Source organism: Streptomyces sp. rh34, from assembly GCF_002551245.1.
In the GTDB taxonomy this organism is placed as follows: Bacteria; Actinomycetota; Actinomycetes; order Streptomycetales; family Streptomycetaceae; genus Streptomyces.
The window spans coordinates 1-14443 of the sequence record NZ_NTGZ01000030.1 but is presented as its reverse complement, the minus strand read 5'-3'; the positions used below and the strand labels follow the sequence as shown (position 1 = coordinate 14443).

At 71.4% G+C, this 14443-nt stretch carries 13 protein-coding genes and 1 pseudogene; 11 read left to right on the top strand and 3 right to left on the bottom strand.

The annotated features are described in order from the left end of the window. The first annotated feature begins 62 nt into the window (after positions 1–62). Positions 63–620 carry a TetR/AcrR family transcriptional regulator gene (locus tag CR470_RS09060; protein WP_097867052.1) on the top strand — a complete coding sequence of 186 codons (558 nt, stop codon included), beginning with the start codon at positions 63–65 and terminating at the stop codon, positions 618–620. Here the strand turns inward: CR470_RS09060 and CR470_RS09055 are convergent. Beyond that, complete coding sequence (locus CR470_RS09055; protein WP_097867051.1) at positions 610–1305, bottom strand: murein hydrolase activator EnvC family protein; 696 nt, start codon at positions 1303–1305, stop codon at positions 610–612. The two genes, CR470_RS09060 and CR470_RS09055, sit on opposite strands and share 11 nt — an antisense overlap. Positions 1306–1648: 343 nt before the next feature. On the opposite strand from CR470_RS09055, the gene rpsB reads away from it, so the two are divergent. The 9 genes from rpsB to CR470_RS09010 all read left to right on the top strand — a co-directional run bounded on the left by rpsB (position 1649) and on the right by CR470_RS09010 (position 11627). Next, entirely contained in the window at positions 1649–2593 is a 945-nt protein-coding gene (gene rpsB, locus CR470_RS09050) for a 30S ribosomal protein S2 (protein WP_097867050.1), read from the top strand. Positions 2594–2692: 99 nt separating this feature from the next. Next, positions 2693–3529: a translation elongation factor Ts gene (gene tsf, locus CR470_RS09045; protein WP_097867049.1), complete on the top strand. Its 837-nt coding sequence runs from the start codon at positions 2693–2695 to the stop codon at positions 3527–3529. Between the two features lie 161 nt (positions 3530–3690). After that, complete coding sequence (gene pyrH, locus CR470_RS09040; protein WP_097867048.1) at positions 3691–4467, top strand: UMP kinase; 777 nt, start codon at positions 3691–3693, stop codon at positions 4465–4467. A gap of 119 nt (positions 4468–4586) precedes the next feature. Continuing rightward, positions 4587–5144: a ribosome recycling factor gene (frr, locus tag CR470_RS09035; protein ID WP_018960718.1), complete on the top strand. Its 558-nt coding sequence runs from the start codon at positions 4587–4589 to the stop codon at positions 5142–5144. Beyond that, the gene (locus CR470_RS09030) at positions 5144–6229 is read left to right on the top strand and encodes a phosphatidate cytidylyltransferase (protein ID WP_097867047.1); all 1086 of its coding nucleotides are present in this window, start codon (positions 5144–5146) and stop codon (positions 6227–6229) included. The genes frr and CR470_RS09030 overlap by 1 nt, the downstream gene beginning before the upstream one ends. Before the next feature lie 109 nt (positions 6230–6338). Further along, positions 6339–7445 carry a 23S rRNA (adenine(2503)-C(2))-methyltransferase RlmN gene (gene rlmN, locus CR470_RS09025; protein ID WP_097867046.1) on the top strand — a complete coding sequence of 369 codons (1107 nt, stop codon included), beginning with the start codon at positions 6339–6341 and terminating at the stop codon, positions 7443–7445. Positions 7446–7762: 317 nt separating this feature from the next. Next, positions 7763–8857: a thiamine ABC transporter substrate-binding protein gene (locus CR470_RS09020; protein WP_097867045.1), complete on the top strand. Its 1095-nt coding sequence runs from the start codon at positions 7763–7765 to the stop codon at positions 8855–8857. Positions 8858–8937: 80 nt separating this feature from the next. Next, entirely contained in the window at positions 8938–10599 is a 1662-nt protein-coding gene (locus CR470_RS09015) for an ABC transporter permease (protein ID WP_097867071.1), read from the top strand. Positions 10600–10604: 5 nt separating this feature from the next. After that, positions 10605–11627: an ABC transporter ATP-binding protein gene (locus CR470_RS09010; RefSeq protein ID WP_097867044.1), complete on the top strand. Its 1023-nt coding sequence runs from the start codon at positions 10605–10607 to the stop codon at positions 11625–11627. A gap of 34 nt (positions 11628–11661) precedes the next feature. Here the strand turns inward: CR470_RS09010 and CR470_RS09005 are convergent, their stop codons facing one another. Together CR470_RS09005 and CR470_RS09000 are read right to left on the bottom strand one after the other, a co-directional pair. After that, on the bottom strand, positions 11662–12330 hold the full coding sequence (locus CR470_RS09005) for a response regulator (protein WP_097867043.1): 669 nt from the start codon (positions 12328–12330) through the stop codon (positions 11662–11664). After that, positions 12324–13616 carry a sensor histidine kinase gene (locus CR470_RS09000; protein ID WP_257138522.1) on the bottom strand — a complete coding sequence of 431 codons (1293 nt, stop codon included), beginning with the start codon at positions 13614–13616 and terminating at the stop codon, positions 12324–12326. The genes CR470_RS09005 and CR470_RS09000 overlap by 7 nt, the downstream gene beginning before the upstream one ends. Positions 13617–13757: 141 nt before the next feature. On the opposite strand from CR470_RS09000, the pseudogene CR470_RS08995 reads away from it, so the two are divergent. Next, a pseudogene (locus CR470_RS08995) lies at positions 13758–14443 on the top strand (DUF2029 domain-containing protein); the annotation flags it as partial.

Sequence of the window (14443 nt, the reverse complement as noted above, 5' to 3'; positions counted from 1 at the left end):
GCCCTTCCCCCACACGCCTGCCGCCGTAGAGTGGAGGCGTGCCCAGGATTCGAGCGGCCTCGGTGGCCGAGCACCGGACCATGCAGCGCGGCGCCCTCCTGGACGCCGCGCGCTCCCTGCTGTCCGAGGGCGGTACGGAGGCGCTGACCTTCCCCGCGCTCGCCGAGCGCACGGGCCTCGCCCGGTCCTCCGTGTACGAGTACTTCCGCTCCCGCGCCGCCGTCGTCGAGGAGCTGTGCGCCGTCGACTTCCCCGTCTGGGCGGCGGAGGTCGAGAACGCCATGCAGGGCGCCGAGACGCCCGAGGCGAAGGTCGAGGCGTATGTGCGCCGCCAGCTCGACCTCGTCGGTGACCGTCGCCACCGCGCGGTCGTGGCGATCTCCGCGAGCGAGCTGGACGCGGGCGCCCGGGAGAAGATCCGGGCCGCGCACGGCGGACTGATCGCCATGATCGTCGAAGCGCTCGGCGACCTGGGCCACACCCAGCCGAGACTGGCCGCCATGCTCATGCAGGGTTCGGTCGACGCTGCCGTGCGCCGTATCGAACTGGGCGTCGCGGAGGAACCGGGCGTCATCGCGGACACCGTCGTCGCGATGGTCCTGCGCGGTGTCAGCGGCTGACCCGGACGGCGTCCGGCTCCGGCACCCCGAACACCGGCAGCAGCCGCGAGGGGCCTCTCCGCAGCATCGAGGGCGGCAGCAGGGAGAGCGGGTCCAGATAGACGTCCCCGCGCCGCAGCCCCCAGTGCAGACAGCCTTCCGCGCAGTGGAACGGCCTCTCCTCCAGCACCCCGACCGGCTGCCCGGCCCGGGTGATCGCGCCCTTCTCGACCAGGGCCCGCACCGGTTCGTACGTGGTGCGCAGGGGTGGCGAACCGCTGCCGGCCACCTCGATGGCGACCACCCCGCGTCCTGCCACCCGCCCCGCGAACGACACCCGCCCGTCGGCGACCGCCAGCACCCGCGCGCCCGGACCCGCCGCGAGGTCCACACCGCGGTGGCCGGGCCCGTACGGACCGGCGGGCGGCTCCCATCCCCGTAACACCGAAGGCCTCCCCGTCAGCGGCCAGCTCCGGCCGCCGCCGTCCGTGCCGCCGTCCGTGTCGCTGTCCACCGCGCCGCCGTTCGTGTCGGCGTCGGCGTCGGCGCCCGCTCCCGGCCAGGACGCCAGTGCCCCGGCCGGCACGGCGGACCTGCCAGGAAGCGAGGGGTCGGCCGGGAGCAGCGCGTACAGCAGGAACGCCAGGAGCAGCAGGAACGGGGTGCGGCGGGCGGGGGAGCGGCGTGGGCCGGGCTGATGGCGCATGCCGCCACGATGGCCCGGAGGCCGGGATTCCGGGGATCACGGACCGTTCCTGTGGACTACTCGCCGGTTGTGGATATCGCGGCCACCCGGCCGTGGATGTAGCGGCCACCCGGCCGTGGACGTCGTCGTCACCCGGCCGTGGGCATCGCCGTCACCAGGTACCCAACCGGTCCCGTACACTTCTTACGGCGATCCGGGTCACCGGGTCGACTTCGCACGCCCCGCCACCTCCCTTCTCGGAGGTGGCCGCGCTCCTCGGTCCCTCGTGGCACGGCGCGTCGGGGCGTCAGGCGCGAGCGCAAACCTGCGGTCGCGATAACCGAGCACCTCAAGGAGTACGGCCATGGCCGTCGTCACGATGCGGGAGCTGCTGGAAAGCGGCGTCCACTTCGGTCACCAGACCCGTCGCTGGAACCCGAAGATGAAGCGCTTCATCTTCACCGAGCGCAACGGCATTTACATCATCGACCTGCTCCAGTCGCTGTCGTACATCGACCGCGCCTACGAGTTCGTCAAGGAGACCGTCGCCCACGGCGGCTCCATCATGTTCGTGGGTACGAAGAAGCAGGCCCAGGAGGCCATCGCCGAGCAGGCGACGCGCGTCGGCATGCCGTACGTCAACCAGCGTTGGCTCGGTGGCATGCTCACCAACTTCTCCACCGTCTACAAGCGCCTTCAGCGTCTGAAGGAGCTTGAGCTCATCGACTTCGAGGACGTGGCCGCCTCCGGCCTCACCAAGAAGGAGCTCCTGGTCCTCTCGCGCGAGAAGGCCAAGCTGGAGAAGACCCTCGGTGGTATCCGCGAGATGCAGAAGGTGCCCAGCGCCGTCTGGATCGTCGACACCAAGAAGGAGCACATCGCCGTCGGTGAGGCGCGCAAGCTCCACATCCCGGTCGTCGCGATCCTCGACACCAACTGCGACCCCGACGAGGTCGACTACAAGATCCCGGGCAACGACGACGCGATCCGCTCCGTCACCCTGCTCACCCGCGTGATCGCCGACGCCGTCGCCGAGGGCCTCATCGCCCGCTCCGGTGCCGCCACCGGTGACTCGAAGCCGGGCGACAAGGCCGCCGGCGAGCCCCTCGCCGAGTGGGAGCGCGACCTGCTCGAGGGCGACAAGAAGGACGAGACCGCGGCTGCCGCCGAGGTCCAGACCTCCGCCGAGACCGAGAAGGTCGCCGACGCCGAGAAGCCGGCCGAGGCCGTCGCCGAGGCCGAGGCCGCTGTCGAGGCCCCGGCCGCCGCCGAAGCCCCGGCCGCCGACGCGGACGCCGAGCAGGCCTGACACCCGTCACGGCTGCTGACGGCGGGGGCCGACGCCACAAGCGTCGCCCCCGCCGTTCACCCGTAGATCTTTCAGACTTCGAGAGAGACATACAGACTCATGGCGAACTACACCGCCGCTGACGTCAAGAAGCTCCGCGAGCTCACCGGCGCCGGCATGATGGACTGCAAGAAGGCGCTCGACGAGGCCGACGGCAACGTCGACAAGGCCGTCGAGGCGCTCCGTATCAAGGGCCAGAAGGGCGTCGCCAAGCGCGAGGGCCGCTCTGCCGAGAACGGTGCCGTCGTCTCCCTCATCTCCGAGGACCAGACGTCCGGCGTCCTCCTCGAGCTGAAGTGCGAGACGGACTTCGTCGCCAAGGGCGAGAAGTTCCAGGCCGTCGCCAACACTCTCGCCGCTCACGTCGCCGCGACCTCCCCGGCCGACATCGGGGCGCTCCTCGCCTCCGAGATCGAGGCCGGCAAGACCGTGCAGGCGTACGTCGACGAGGCCAACGCCAACCTCGGTGAGAAGATCGTCCTGGACCGCTTCGCGCAGTTCACCGGCGCCTTCGTCGGTGTGTACATGCACCGCACCATGCCCGACCTGCCCCCGCAGATCGGTGTCCTGGTCGAGCTGGACAAGGCCGACGCCGAGCTGGCCAAGGGCATCGCGCAGCACATCGCCGCCTTCGCCCCGAAGTACCTGTCCCGCGAGGACGTCCCGGCCGAGGTCGTCGAGGCCGAGCGCCGCGTCGCCGAGGAGACCACGCGCGCCGAGGGCAAGCCCGAGGCCGCGCTCCCGAAGATCGTCGAGGGTCGGGTCAACGGCTTCTTCAAGGAGGCCACCCTCCTGGGCCAGCCGTACGCGCTGGACGCCAAGAAGTCGGTCCAGAAGGTCCTGGACGAGGCCGGTGTCACCCTGAAGCGCTTCTCGCGCATCAAGGTCGGCATCTGAGTCCGTCCGGGCGAACAGCACCGAACCCGATAAGGTCTGGTGCAGTCGACGGCCGCACCCACGCCGGACGACCGCAGATCTGACGAGGAGGCCATTGCCGCTGTAGGGACACCAGACCCACCGGCAATGGCCTTCTTCGTATGTGCACGAGGAGAATTTCCATGGACAAGGGCGCGGACGCCATGCAGGCCGACGACCAGGGCGACGACGACAAGGGTTCCGGGCGCTTCATGCTGAAGCTCTCCGGTGAGGCCTTCGCCGGTGGCGGCGGCCTCGGCGTCGACCCCGACGTCGTGCACACCATCGCCCGCGAGATCGCCGCCGTCGTACGCGACGGCGCCCAGATCGCGGTGGTCATCGGGGGAGGCAACTTCTTCCGTGGCGCCGAGCTCCAGCAGCGCGGCATGGACCGGGCCCGGTCCGACTACATGGGCATGCTCGGCACCGTCATGAACTGCCTGGCACTCCAGGACTTCCTGGAGAAGGAGGGCATCGACTCGCGCGTCCAGACCGCCATCACCATGGGTCAGGTCGCCGAGCCGTACATCCCGCTCCGCGCCGTACGGCACCTGGAGAAGGGGCGTGTGGTGATCTTCGGCGCCGGTATGGGCATGCCGTACTTCTCCACCGACACCACCGCTGCTCAGCGTGCCCTGGAGATCGACGCCGAGGCGCTGCTCATGGGGAAGAACGGCGTGGACGGGGTCTACGACTCCGACCCGAAGACCAACCCCGACGCGGTGAAGTTCGACGCGCTGGAGTACGGCGAGGTGATCACTCGCAACCTGAAGATCGCCGACGCCACCGCCATCACGCTCTGCCGTGACAACCAGCTGCCGATCCTCGTCTTCGAGCTGACGACCGAGGGCAATATCGCTCGCGCGGTCAAGGGTGAGAAGATCGGCACGCTCGTGAGCGACGAGAGCACCCGGGCCTGACGGCCCAGGATGGACAACGGCCTGCCGGTCGGACACCGTGCAGGTGAGGATGCGACGCACGACCCGCAGGGTCAGGCGATGACGACGCCGGGCCCACCCAAGACACGCAGGAGCACGTGGTGATCGAAGAAATCCTCCTCGAGGCCGAGGAGAAGATGGAGAAGGCCGTTGTCGTCGCGAAAGAGGACTTCGCCGCGATCCGTACCGGCCGCGCGCACCCGGCGATGTTCAACAAGATCGTCGCCGACTACTACGGCGCGCTGACCCCGATCAACCAGCTGGCCTCGTTCTCGGTTCCCGAGGCGCGGATGGCCGTCGTGACGCCGTTCGACAAGACCGCGCTGCGCAACATCGAGCAGGCGATCCGCGACTCCGACCTCGGCGTCAACCCGAGCAACGACGGCAATATCATCCGGGTGACCTTCCCCGAGCTCACCCAGGACCGCCGCAAGGAGTACATCAAGGTCGCCAAGACCAAGGCCGAGGACTCCAAGATCTCGATCCGCTCCATCCGCCGCAAGGCCAAGGAGACCCTCGACAAGCTCGTCAAGGACAAGGAGTCCGGCGAGGACGAGGTGCGCCGCGCCGAGAAGGAGCTCGACGACACCACCGCGAAGTACGTCGCGCAGGTGGACGAGCTGCTCAAGCACAAGGAAGCCGAGCTGCTCGAAGTCTGATGAACGACTCTTCCCGGGGTGCCCCGCAAGGAGCCGGTTACTGGGGCACGCCCGAGATGAGGGCTGCCCCGGCGGGTCCTGCCCACGATGTGCATGGCGCCCAGCAGACTCGGCCCATGCCCAACGTGCCGGACGTGCCCGACGCAGGTAGAGACGCAGAAAGCCGCGACGACCGGGACAGGGATGCCGCTCACGTCAGCGGCCCCCTGTTCCGTGACGAGATGCCGCAGGAGCCCATGTCCACCCCGCTGCCGCCCCCGCCGCAGAAGAAGCGCGCGGGGCGTGATCTGCGCGCCGCCATAGGGGTGGGCGTGGGTCTCGGCGCCGTCATCGGCGTCTCGCTGTTCATCGTGAAGGCCGCTTTCATCGGCGTGATAGTGGCCGCCGTCGTCGTCGGCCTCTGGGAGCTCACCTCCCGCCTCCAGGAGCGCAAGGGCATCAGGGCGCCCCTGGTGCCGCTGGCCGTCGGCGGAGCCGCGATGGTCATCGCGGGTTACGCGCGGGGGCCCGAAGGCGCCTGGATCGCGATGGCCCTGACCGCCCTGGCGGTGCTGGTCCGGCGGATGACCGAACCGCCGGACGGCTATCTCAAGGACGTCACGGCCGGGGTCTTCGCGGCGTTCTACGTACCCTTCCTGGCCACCTTCGTCGCCTTGATGCTGAGGGCGGACGACGGGTCGTGGCGGGTCCTGACCTTCCTCCTCCTCACCGTGGTCAGCGATACGGGGGCGTACGCCGTCGGCTGGCGCTTCGGCACGCACAAGCTCGCCCCGCGCATCAGCCCCGGCAAGACCCGCGAGGGCCTGCTCGGCGCGGTCGCCTTCGCGATGGTCGCCGGCGCGCTGTGCATGGAGTTCCTGATCGACGGCGGTGCCTGGTGGCAGGGACTGCTGCTCGGCCTCGCGGTCGCGGCCAGCGCCACCCTCGGCGATCTGGGCGAGTCCATGATCAAGCGGGACCTCGGGATCAAGGACATGGGCACCCTGCTCCCCGGCCACGGCGGCATCATGGACCGGCTGGACTCGCTCCTGCCGACCGCGCCGGTCGTATGGCTGCTGCTGGTGCTGTTCGTCGGCTCCGGCTGACCGCCACGGCCTCACGGCACACTGCCCCACCTGCACGTTTCACGAGTGAGGGTCCGTCGTCCACAGGGCGGCGGGCCCTCACCCGTCTGTCTGCGACACTGGATGAACCATGCCTAAGCCCGGAGAACTCACTTTCGTCGCGCCCCGCGGATCCAAGAAGCCGCCGCGGCACATCGCCGACCTCACGCCCGCCGAGCGCAAGGAAGCGGTCGCCGCGACCGGTGAGAAGCCGTTCCGCGCCCAGCAGCTCTCGCAGCACTACTTCGCGCGGTACGCGCACGACCCGGCCGAGTGGACGAACATCCCGGCCGGATCGCGGGAGAAGCTCGCCGAGGCGCTGTTCCCCGACCTGATGTCCGTGATGCGGCACATCAGCTGCGACGACGACACCACGCGCAAGACCCTGTGGAAGCTGCACGACGGGACGCTCGTCGAGTCCGTCCTGATGCGGTACCCCGACCGAGTCACGATGTGCATCTCCTCGCAGGCCGGCTGCGGTATGAACTGCCCCTTCTGTGCCACCGGGCAGGCCGGCCTCGACCGCAATCTGTCGACCGCCGAGATCGTGCACCAGATCGTCGACGGCATGCGCGCCCTGCGCGACGGCGAGGTGCCCGGCGGGCCCGCGCGACTGTCCAACATCGTCTTCATGGGCATGGGTGAGCCGCTCGCCAACTACAACCGTGTGGTCGGGGCGATCCGCCGCCTCACCGACCCGGAGCCGGACGGGCTCGGTCTCTCGCAGCGCGGGATCACCGTCTCCACCGTGGGCCTCGTCCCGGCCATGCTGCGCTTCGCCGACGAGGGCTTCAAGTGCCGCCTCGCCGTCTCGCTGCACGCCCCGGACGACGAGCTGCGCGACACCCTGGTCCCCGTCAACACCCGGTGGAACGTCCGCGAGGTGCTGGACGCCGCCTGGGAGTACGCCGACAAGTCCGGCCGCCGGATCTCCATCGAGTACGCCCTGATCCGGGACATCAACGACCAGGCCTGGCGCGGCGACCGGCTCGGCCGGCTGCTCAAGGGCAAGCGGGTGCACGTCAACCTGATCCCGCTGAACCCCACGCCGGGCTCGAAGTGGACCGCCTCGCGGCCCGAGGACGAGAAGGCGTTCGTCGAGGCCATCGCGGCCCACGGCGTGCCCGTCACCGTCCGGGACACCCGCGGTCAGGAGATCGACGGGGCCTGCGGTCAGCTGGCGGCCTCCGAGCGCTGAGCCCTGGCGGCCGAGCAGCCCGGTCGGCGGCCCAGCAGCGGACGGCGGCTCCGCGACGAGCGGCGACCGCACGGTCCGGCCGGAAACCGCCGGTGTAGCCTGGGCCCGAAATCAACTTCATATTCCGACAGGGGAGCGCCACAGCGCTGAGAGTGCGGCACCGAGGACAGGTTGGCCGCAGACCCTCTGAACCTCGCCCGGGTCATTCCGGGTAGGAAGTTCGGACCTTACTCAAGCTGTTGCGCCCTGCCCGCTTCCGGTTCGCCGGACAGCGGGCGGGGCCGCGTCTCTTCCTGGTCACCTCCAGGAGGAATCAGATGAACACCACCACGAAGTACGCGGCGACCACTCTCGCCGCCGCTCTCGGCGTCACCGTGCTCGCGGGCTGCGGCGACGGCGGTTCCGCGGGCTCGGGGGAGTCCAAGGGCCCCGGCTCCAAGACCGTGACGCTGGTCAGCCACGACTCCTTCAACGTCTCGGACAAGGTCCTGAAGGCGTTCACGAAGGAGACCGGCTACAAGGTCGAGATCCTCAAGAGCGGCGACGCCGGAGCCGCGCTCAACCAGGAGATCCTGACCAAGGGCTCCCCGCGCGGCGACGTCTTCTTCGGCGTCGACAACACCCTGCTCTCCCGCGCCCTCGACAACGGCCTGTTCACCGCGTACGAGGCCAAGGGCCTGGACTCGGTCGCGGCGGACACCCAGACGGACGAGAAGCACCGGGTCACGCCCGTCGACACCGGCGACATCTGCGTCAACTACGACAAGAAGTTCTTCGCCGACAAGAAGCTCGCGCCGCCGAAGACCTTCGATGACCTGCTGAAGCCCGCGTACAAGAACCTCCTCGTCACCGAGAACGCAGCCAGCTCCTCGCCCGGTCTCGGTTTCCTCCTCGGCACCATCGCCGCCCGGGGCGAGGACGGCTACGAGGCGTACTGGAAGAAGCTGAAGGCCAACGGCGTCAAGGTCGTCGACGGCTGGGAGCAGGCGTACAACGAGGAGTTCTCCGGCTCCGCGGGCGGCAGGAAGGCCAACGCCGACCGGCCGCTCGTCGTCAGTTACGCCTCCAGCCCGCCCGTCGAGGTGCTCTACGCCGACCCGCAGCCGAAGGAGGCCCCCACCGGGGTCGCCACCGGCACCTGCTTCCGGCAGACCGAGTACGCCGGGCTGCTGACCGGGGCGAAGAACGAGGCGGGCGGCAAGGCGCTGCTGGACTTCATGATCAGCAAGACGTTCCAGGAGGACATGCCACTGAACATGTTCGTGAACCCGGTCGTGAAGGGCGCGACCCTCCCCGAGCTGTTCACGAAGTTCGGCGAGAAGGTCGACACGCCTCCCACCGTCGCGCCCGAGAAGATCACCGCCAACCGTGAGCAGTGGATCCAGTCGTGGCAGTCGCTGGTCCTGAAGTAGACCCCGGGGCGAAGACCGCCGAGGCCGCCCGGACCCGACGCGGGCCGGGGCGGCGCGGGGCCGTGCTGCGGCTCGGCCTGATGGCCGTGCCCGTCGCGTTCTTCGCGCTGTTCTTCGCCTATCCCGTGACCGCCATCGTCGGCCGCGGGCTCAAGGCGGGGGGCGACTGGCAGCTCGGGCGGCTCGGCGAGGTGCCGGCCCGCCCGGACATCCTCGACGTCCTCTGGTTCACCACCTGGCAGGCCCTCGCGTCGACCGCGCTCACGCTGCTGATCGCCCTCCCCGGGGCGTATGTCTTCGCCCGCTTCGACTTCCCCGGCAAACAGCTGCTGCGGGCGGTCGTCACGGTGCCGTTCGTGCTGCCCACCGTCGTCGTCGGCACCGCGTTCCTGGCGCTGCTGGGACGGGGCGGGCTCCTCGACGAACTGTGGGGCGTCCGCCTGGACACCACCGTGTGGGCGATCCTGCTGGCCCACGTCTTCTTCAACTACGCCGTGGTCGTGCGGACGGTCGGCGGGCTCTGGTCCCAGCTGGACCCCCGGCAGGAGGAGGCCGCCCGGGTGCTCGGCGCCGGGCGGTTCGCCGCCTTCCGCCGGGTGACGCTCCCCGCGCTCGCCCCGGCGGTCGCCGCCGCCGCGCTGATGGTGTTCCTCTTCACCTTCACCTCCTTCGGCGTCGTGCAGATCCTCGGTGGACCCGCGTACTCCACCCTGGAGGTGGAGATCTACCGGCAGACCGCGCAGCTGCTGGACCTGCCGACGGCAGCCGTGCTGACCCTGGTGCAGTTCGCCGCGGTCGGCGCGATCCTCGCCGTGCACGCCGCGACCGTACGCCGCCGGGAGCGGGCGCTGAAGCTGGTCGACCCGGCCCAGACCTCCCGCCGGCCGCGCGGCGCCGGGCAGTGGACGCTGCTCGGCGGTGTCCTGCTCACCGCGTTGCTGCTGATCCTGCTGCCGCTCGGGGTGCTCGTGGAGCGATCCTTCGACGGAGCCGACGGAGCCGACGGAGCCGACGGAGCCGACGGAGCCGATGGAGCCGGCGGGTATGGCTTCGGCTACTACCGGGCACTCCAGTCGGCCGGGTCCGGCGGCTCCTCCACCTTCCTGGTCCCGCCGCTGGAGGCCGTCGGCAACTCCCTGCGGTACGCACTCGTCGCGACGCTCATCGCCCTCGTCGTCGGCGGGCTCGCGGCGGCTGCCCTGACCCGGCGGGCCGGGCCGCTGGTCCGCGGCTTCGACGCGCTGCTGATGCTGCCGCTCGGAGTCTCGGCCGTCACCGTCGGCTTCGGCTTCCTGATCACCCTGGACGAGCCGCCGCTCGACCTGCGGACCTCCTGGATCCTGGTGCCGTTGGCTCAGGCGCTGGTCGGCGTCCCCTTCGTCGTACGGACCATGCTGCCCGTACTGCGCGCGGTCGACGACCGGCTGCGGGAGGCCGCCGCCGTGCTGGGGGCCTCCCCGCTGCGGGCCTGGCGGGAAGTCGATCTGCCGCTCGTACGTCGGGCGGTGCTGGTCGCGGCGGGCTTCGCCTTCGCCGTCTCCCTCGGGGAGTTCGGCGCGACGGTCTTCATCGCGCGGCCCGACAACCCGACCCTGCCGGTCGCCGTCGCCCGGCTGCTGGGCCGGTCGGGGGAGCTCAACTACGGGCAGGCGATGGCCCTCAGCACGATTCTGATGCTGGTGTGCGCGGCGTCGCTGCTGCTCCTCGAACGTATCCGCACCGACCGATCCGGGGAGTTCTGAACGACATGCTGAGCCTGCAGTCAGCCACCGTACGGTTCGGGAAGCGGACGGCGCTGGACGCGGTGGACCTGGAGGTCGCCGACCACCGGATCGTCTGTCTGCTCGGTCCCAGCGGCAGCGGGAAGTCCACCCTGCTCCGGGCCGTGGCCGGGCTCCAGCCGATGGACGGCGGCCGGGTCCTGCTGGCCGGCCGGGACCAGAGCGGCGTCCCGGTGCACCGGCGCGGCCTCGGCCTGATGTTCCAGGACCACCAGCTCTTCCCGCACCGCGATGTCGGCGCCAACGTCGCCTTCGGGCTCCGGATGCACGGTGTCGGACGGGCCGAGACCGGGCACCGCGTCCGTGAACTGCTGGAGCTGGTCGGCCTGCCCGGGGCCGAACGCCGCGCGGTCGCCGCTCTGTCCGGCGGGGAGCAGCAGCGCGTCGCCCTGGCCCGCGCCCTCGCCCCGCGCCCGAAGCTCCTCATGCTGGACGAGCCGCTCGGCCAGCTCGACCGCAGCCTCCGCGAACGACTCGTCGTCGAACTGCGCACCCTCTTCCAGGAGCTGGGCACCACCGTGCTGGCCGTCACGCACGACCAGGGCGAGGCGTTCGCGCTCGCCGACCGGGTCGTCGTGATGCGGGACGGCCGGATCGCGCAGGAAGGCAGCCCGCTGGACGTCTGGCAGCGCCCCGCCTCGGCGTTCGTCGCCCGGTTCCTCGGCTTCGACAACGTCACCCCGGCGACCGTGACCGGCCCGGCCGCCGCCACCGCCTGGGGCAAGGTCCCGGTGCCCGAGGGCTCCCCGCAGGGCGAGGTGGATCTGCTGGTCCGGCCCGCCGGGGTCCTGATCGGCGCTCCCGAGGACGGCCTGCGCTGCACGGTCGGCGTCCGCACCTTCCGGGGGAACCACGTGACCGTACGCCTGACGCCCGAGAACGCGCCGGTGCTGGAGGCCGAATGCGCCCTGCGGGACACCCCCGACGAGGGCGCGGTCGTGGGCGTCCGCTTCGACGCTGCGGAGACGGTGGTGCTGGCGGCGGAGTGAGGGGCGGGGCGAGGGGTCGCCGCCGCCCCCCGCGTCACGGCTGTCGCGTTCCCGCCACCACCAGCCCCCGTTCGTACGCCAGGATCACCGCCTGCGCCCGGTCCCGCAGCTCCATCTTCGCGAACAGCCGGTTGATGTGGGTCTTCACCGTGTGGTCGGTGATGGTCAGCCGGTCGGCGATGTCCGCGTTGGACAGGCCCCGCGCGATCAGGACGAGCACCTCGGCCTCGCGCGCGGTCAGCCCGTCGATCGAGCGCGGCGGGGGAGCGCTGACCCGCTGCCGGGCGAACTCCGCGATGAGCCGGCCGGTGATCTCGGGAGCCAGCAGGGCGTGGCCGTCCGCCACCACCCGTACCGCGTGCAGCAGTTCGGGGAAGGTCGCGTCCTTGAGCAGGAAGCCGCTGGCTCCGGCGGTCAGGGCGTCATACACGTACGCGTCCAGACCGAACGTCGTCAGCATCAGCGCCCTGGTCGCCCCGTTCGACGCCTCGACGATGCCGCGTGCCGCGTCGATGCCGCTGAGCTTGGGCATCCGGATGTCCAACAGGGCCACATCGGGACGCAGTTCGGCTGCCCTGAGAACGGCCTGCTCGCCGTCCTCCGCCTCTCCAACCACCTCGATGTCGTCCTGGGTGTTCAGCAGACCGGAGAACGCCGTCCGCACCACCGCCTGGTCGTCGGCCACCAGCACCCGGATCACCACGGCAGCTCCGCCTCCACGAGAAAGCCGCCGGCCGGGCCCCGGCCGGTGGTGAGACCTCCGCCGAGCAGGGCGGCCCGTTCGGCCATGCCCGCCAGTCCGTGCCCCGGCCGCCCGGAGCCGCCGGACGGATGGGGGCCCGGCCCGTCGTCCGTCGCGCGGACCGTCAACAGGCCCGGGCGGTAGTGGAGTTCCACGACCGTGTGCGCACCCGGGGCATGCCGCCGGGCGTTCGTCAGGGCCTCCTGGACGATCCGGTAGGCCGACAGCTCCCAGGACGCGGGCAACGGCGCCCGTTCGCCGGTGACCCGCAGCTCGGCCGCACCGCCCACCGCCCGGTGCTGAGCGATGAGGTCGTCGAGACCGGCCAGCGAGGGCTGCGGGGCGGTGAGCGGGGCCGTTTCGGCGCCGTCGCCCGTCCGCAGCACCCCGAGCAGCCGCCGCAGCTCCGCCATCGAGGACCGCGCCGTGCCCGCGATCTCCTGGAAGGCGTCCCGTGCCGGGGGCGAGAGGTCCGGGGTCGTGTACGTGGCGCTCTCGGCGCGCACCGCGATCACCGACACCGAGTGCGCGATCACATCGTGCAACTCCCGCGCGATCGCGGCCCGTTCCGCCTCGGCGGCCTGCCGCCGCTCCATCGCCAGCAGCCGGGACTGCGCGGCGGCCCGGGTGTGCCGGGTCTCCTCGCGCGCCCGCACCGCGTCGCCCGTGCTCACCGCGCCCAGAATCATCACCGTCAGCACCAGCGTCTCGGCGTACAGCCCGAGGCTGAACCGGTCGGTGCCCTGGAGCGCGGGCAGTCCGGGGGAGCCGTCCCGGGCCCACCGGTCGATGTGCACCAGATTGACGGCCAGCGCGGCCAGCGAACCGGCCAGGACGAGCACCGCCGGATGCTGCACCCGGTGCCGCCCGAGCGTGTAGCAGCCGATCAGGGCGCCGGCGATGGTGGCGTACGCCATGTTGCCGTCGGTCGCGAAGCTGAGGAGGGCCGCGCCCACGGTCAGGAACCCCACGGCGGGCCGCGTCGCCCGCAGGGCCAGCGAGACCGTGCAGACCAGCACCCCGAAGGCGGTGATCGCCGAACCCGGTACGACGGCCAGCTCCACGACCGCGAAGAGCGTCAGCCCGGCTCCGGTCAGCCAGGCGTACGCGGGCTCCGCCGTCCGGTGCCGCAGCCGTCGCCGGAACCCCCGGTCCGACGGCAGGACGTCGGCGGTGGCGGCGGCGGTAGCGGTGGTGGCGATCGCGGTGGCTGTGGCGGGGCGGTCCGGCGGGACGGTACGCGTCATACGGAGATTCTTCGTCACCCGTGGGGCCGGCACATCGGAGCAGGGGTGGAATGCGCGGTGCCGTCTCATGCCACGGGTTGACCCGAAGGACCGGACGGTGGTGTGACGTTCCGTGAACGGCCCGTTCCTAGCCTCGGACGCATGGTCATTTTCGCGGTTCCCGCCCCTCCCGACCTGCCCCGGGACCGTCCCGCGCTGCCCGGCGGAGTCGCCTGGTGGGCGTTCTGCGCGGCCACCGCCCTGGCGCTCGGAGCCTTCTCCTCGCTCGGCCCGCACCGGGTCTGGGGAGCCGCCGCCGCCCTTGGCTACGCGGCCGCCGCGGTGCTCGCGGCCCGCGGGCGGAGCCCCCGTACGGCCGGGGCGGTCGCCGTCACCGGCGCGGTACTGCTGCCCCTGCTGGTGCTTCTCGCCGTGGACCGGGCGCAGTTGGAGGTCGACGTCGTCGCCCGCTCGGCGGGGCTCCTGCTCTCCGAGGGGACGCCCTATCTCGAACGGCCCACCGTGCCCGAGGACTTCAACCCGTACCTCCCGGGCATGGCGGCCTTCGGGATCCCGGAGGCGGTGGCCGGACCCGGGCCGCTCACCGACCCCCGCCTGTGGATGGGCGCCACCTTCCTCGGCGCGTTCGCCCTCGCCCTTCCGGCGGGAGCCCGCCGGGAGGCGCCACGATGGCTCGCCGCCTGCCCCCTGGTGGCGCTCCCGCTCGCGGTCGGCGGTGTCGATCTGCCCGTGGCGGGGCTGATGTGCCTGGGGCTGGCCGGGGCGGCGCAGGGGCGGCCGGGCCGGGCCGGGCTGGCGCTCGGTCTGGCCGCCGCCCTCAAGTGGAT

Bases quoted from the DNA above. Each gene is read 5' to 3' on its own strand.
- CR470_RS09030 (WP_097867047.1), top strand. From the start codon at position 5,144: ATGAACGACTCTTCCCGGGGTGCCCCGCAAGGAGCCGGTTACTGGGGC.
- CR470_RS09000 (WP_257138522.1), bottom strand. From the start codon at position 13,616: ATGACGCGTACCGTCCCGCCGGACCGCCCCGCCACAGCCACCGCGATC.
- CR470_RS09055 (WP_097867051.1), bottom strand. From the start codon at position 1,305: ATGCGCCATCAGCCCGGCCCACGCCGCTCCCCCGCCCGCCGCACCCCG.
- CR470_RS09010 (WP_097867044.1), top strand. From the start codon at position 10,605: ATGCTGAGCCTGCAGTCAGCCACCGTACGGTTCGGGAAGCGGACGGCG.
- CR470_RS09020 (WP_097867045.1), top strand. From the start codon at position 7,763: ATGAACACCACCACGAAGTACGCGGCGACCACTCTCGCCGCCGCTCTC.
- rpsB (WP_097867050.1), top strand. From the start codon at position 1,649: ATGGCCGTCGTCACGATGCGGGAGCTGCTGGAAAGCGGCGTCCACTTC.
- pyrH (WP_097867048.1), top strand. From the start codon at position 3,691: ATGGACAAGGGCGCGGACGCCATGCAGGCCGACGACCAGGGCGACGAC.
- rlmN (WP_097867046.1), top strand. From the start codon at position 6,339: ATGCCTAAGCCCGGAGAACTCACTTTCGTCGCGCCCCGCGGATCCAAG.
- CR470_RS09015 (WP_097867071.1), top strand. From the start codon at position 8,938: ATGGCCGTGCCCGTCGCGTTCTTCGCGCTGTTCTTCGCCTATCCCGTG.
- tsf (WP_097867049.1), top strand. From the start codon at position 2,693: ATGGCGAACTACACCGCCGCTGACGTCAAGAAGCTCCGCGAGCTCACC.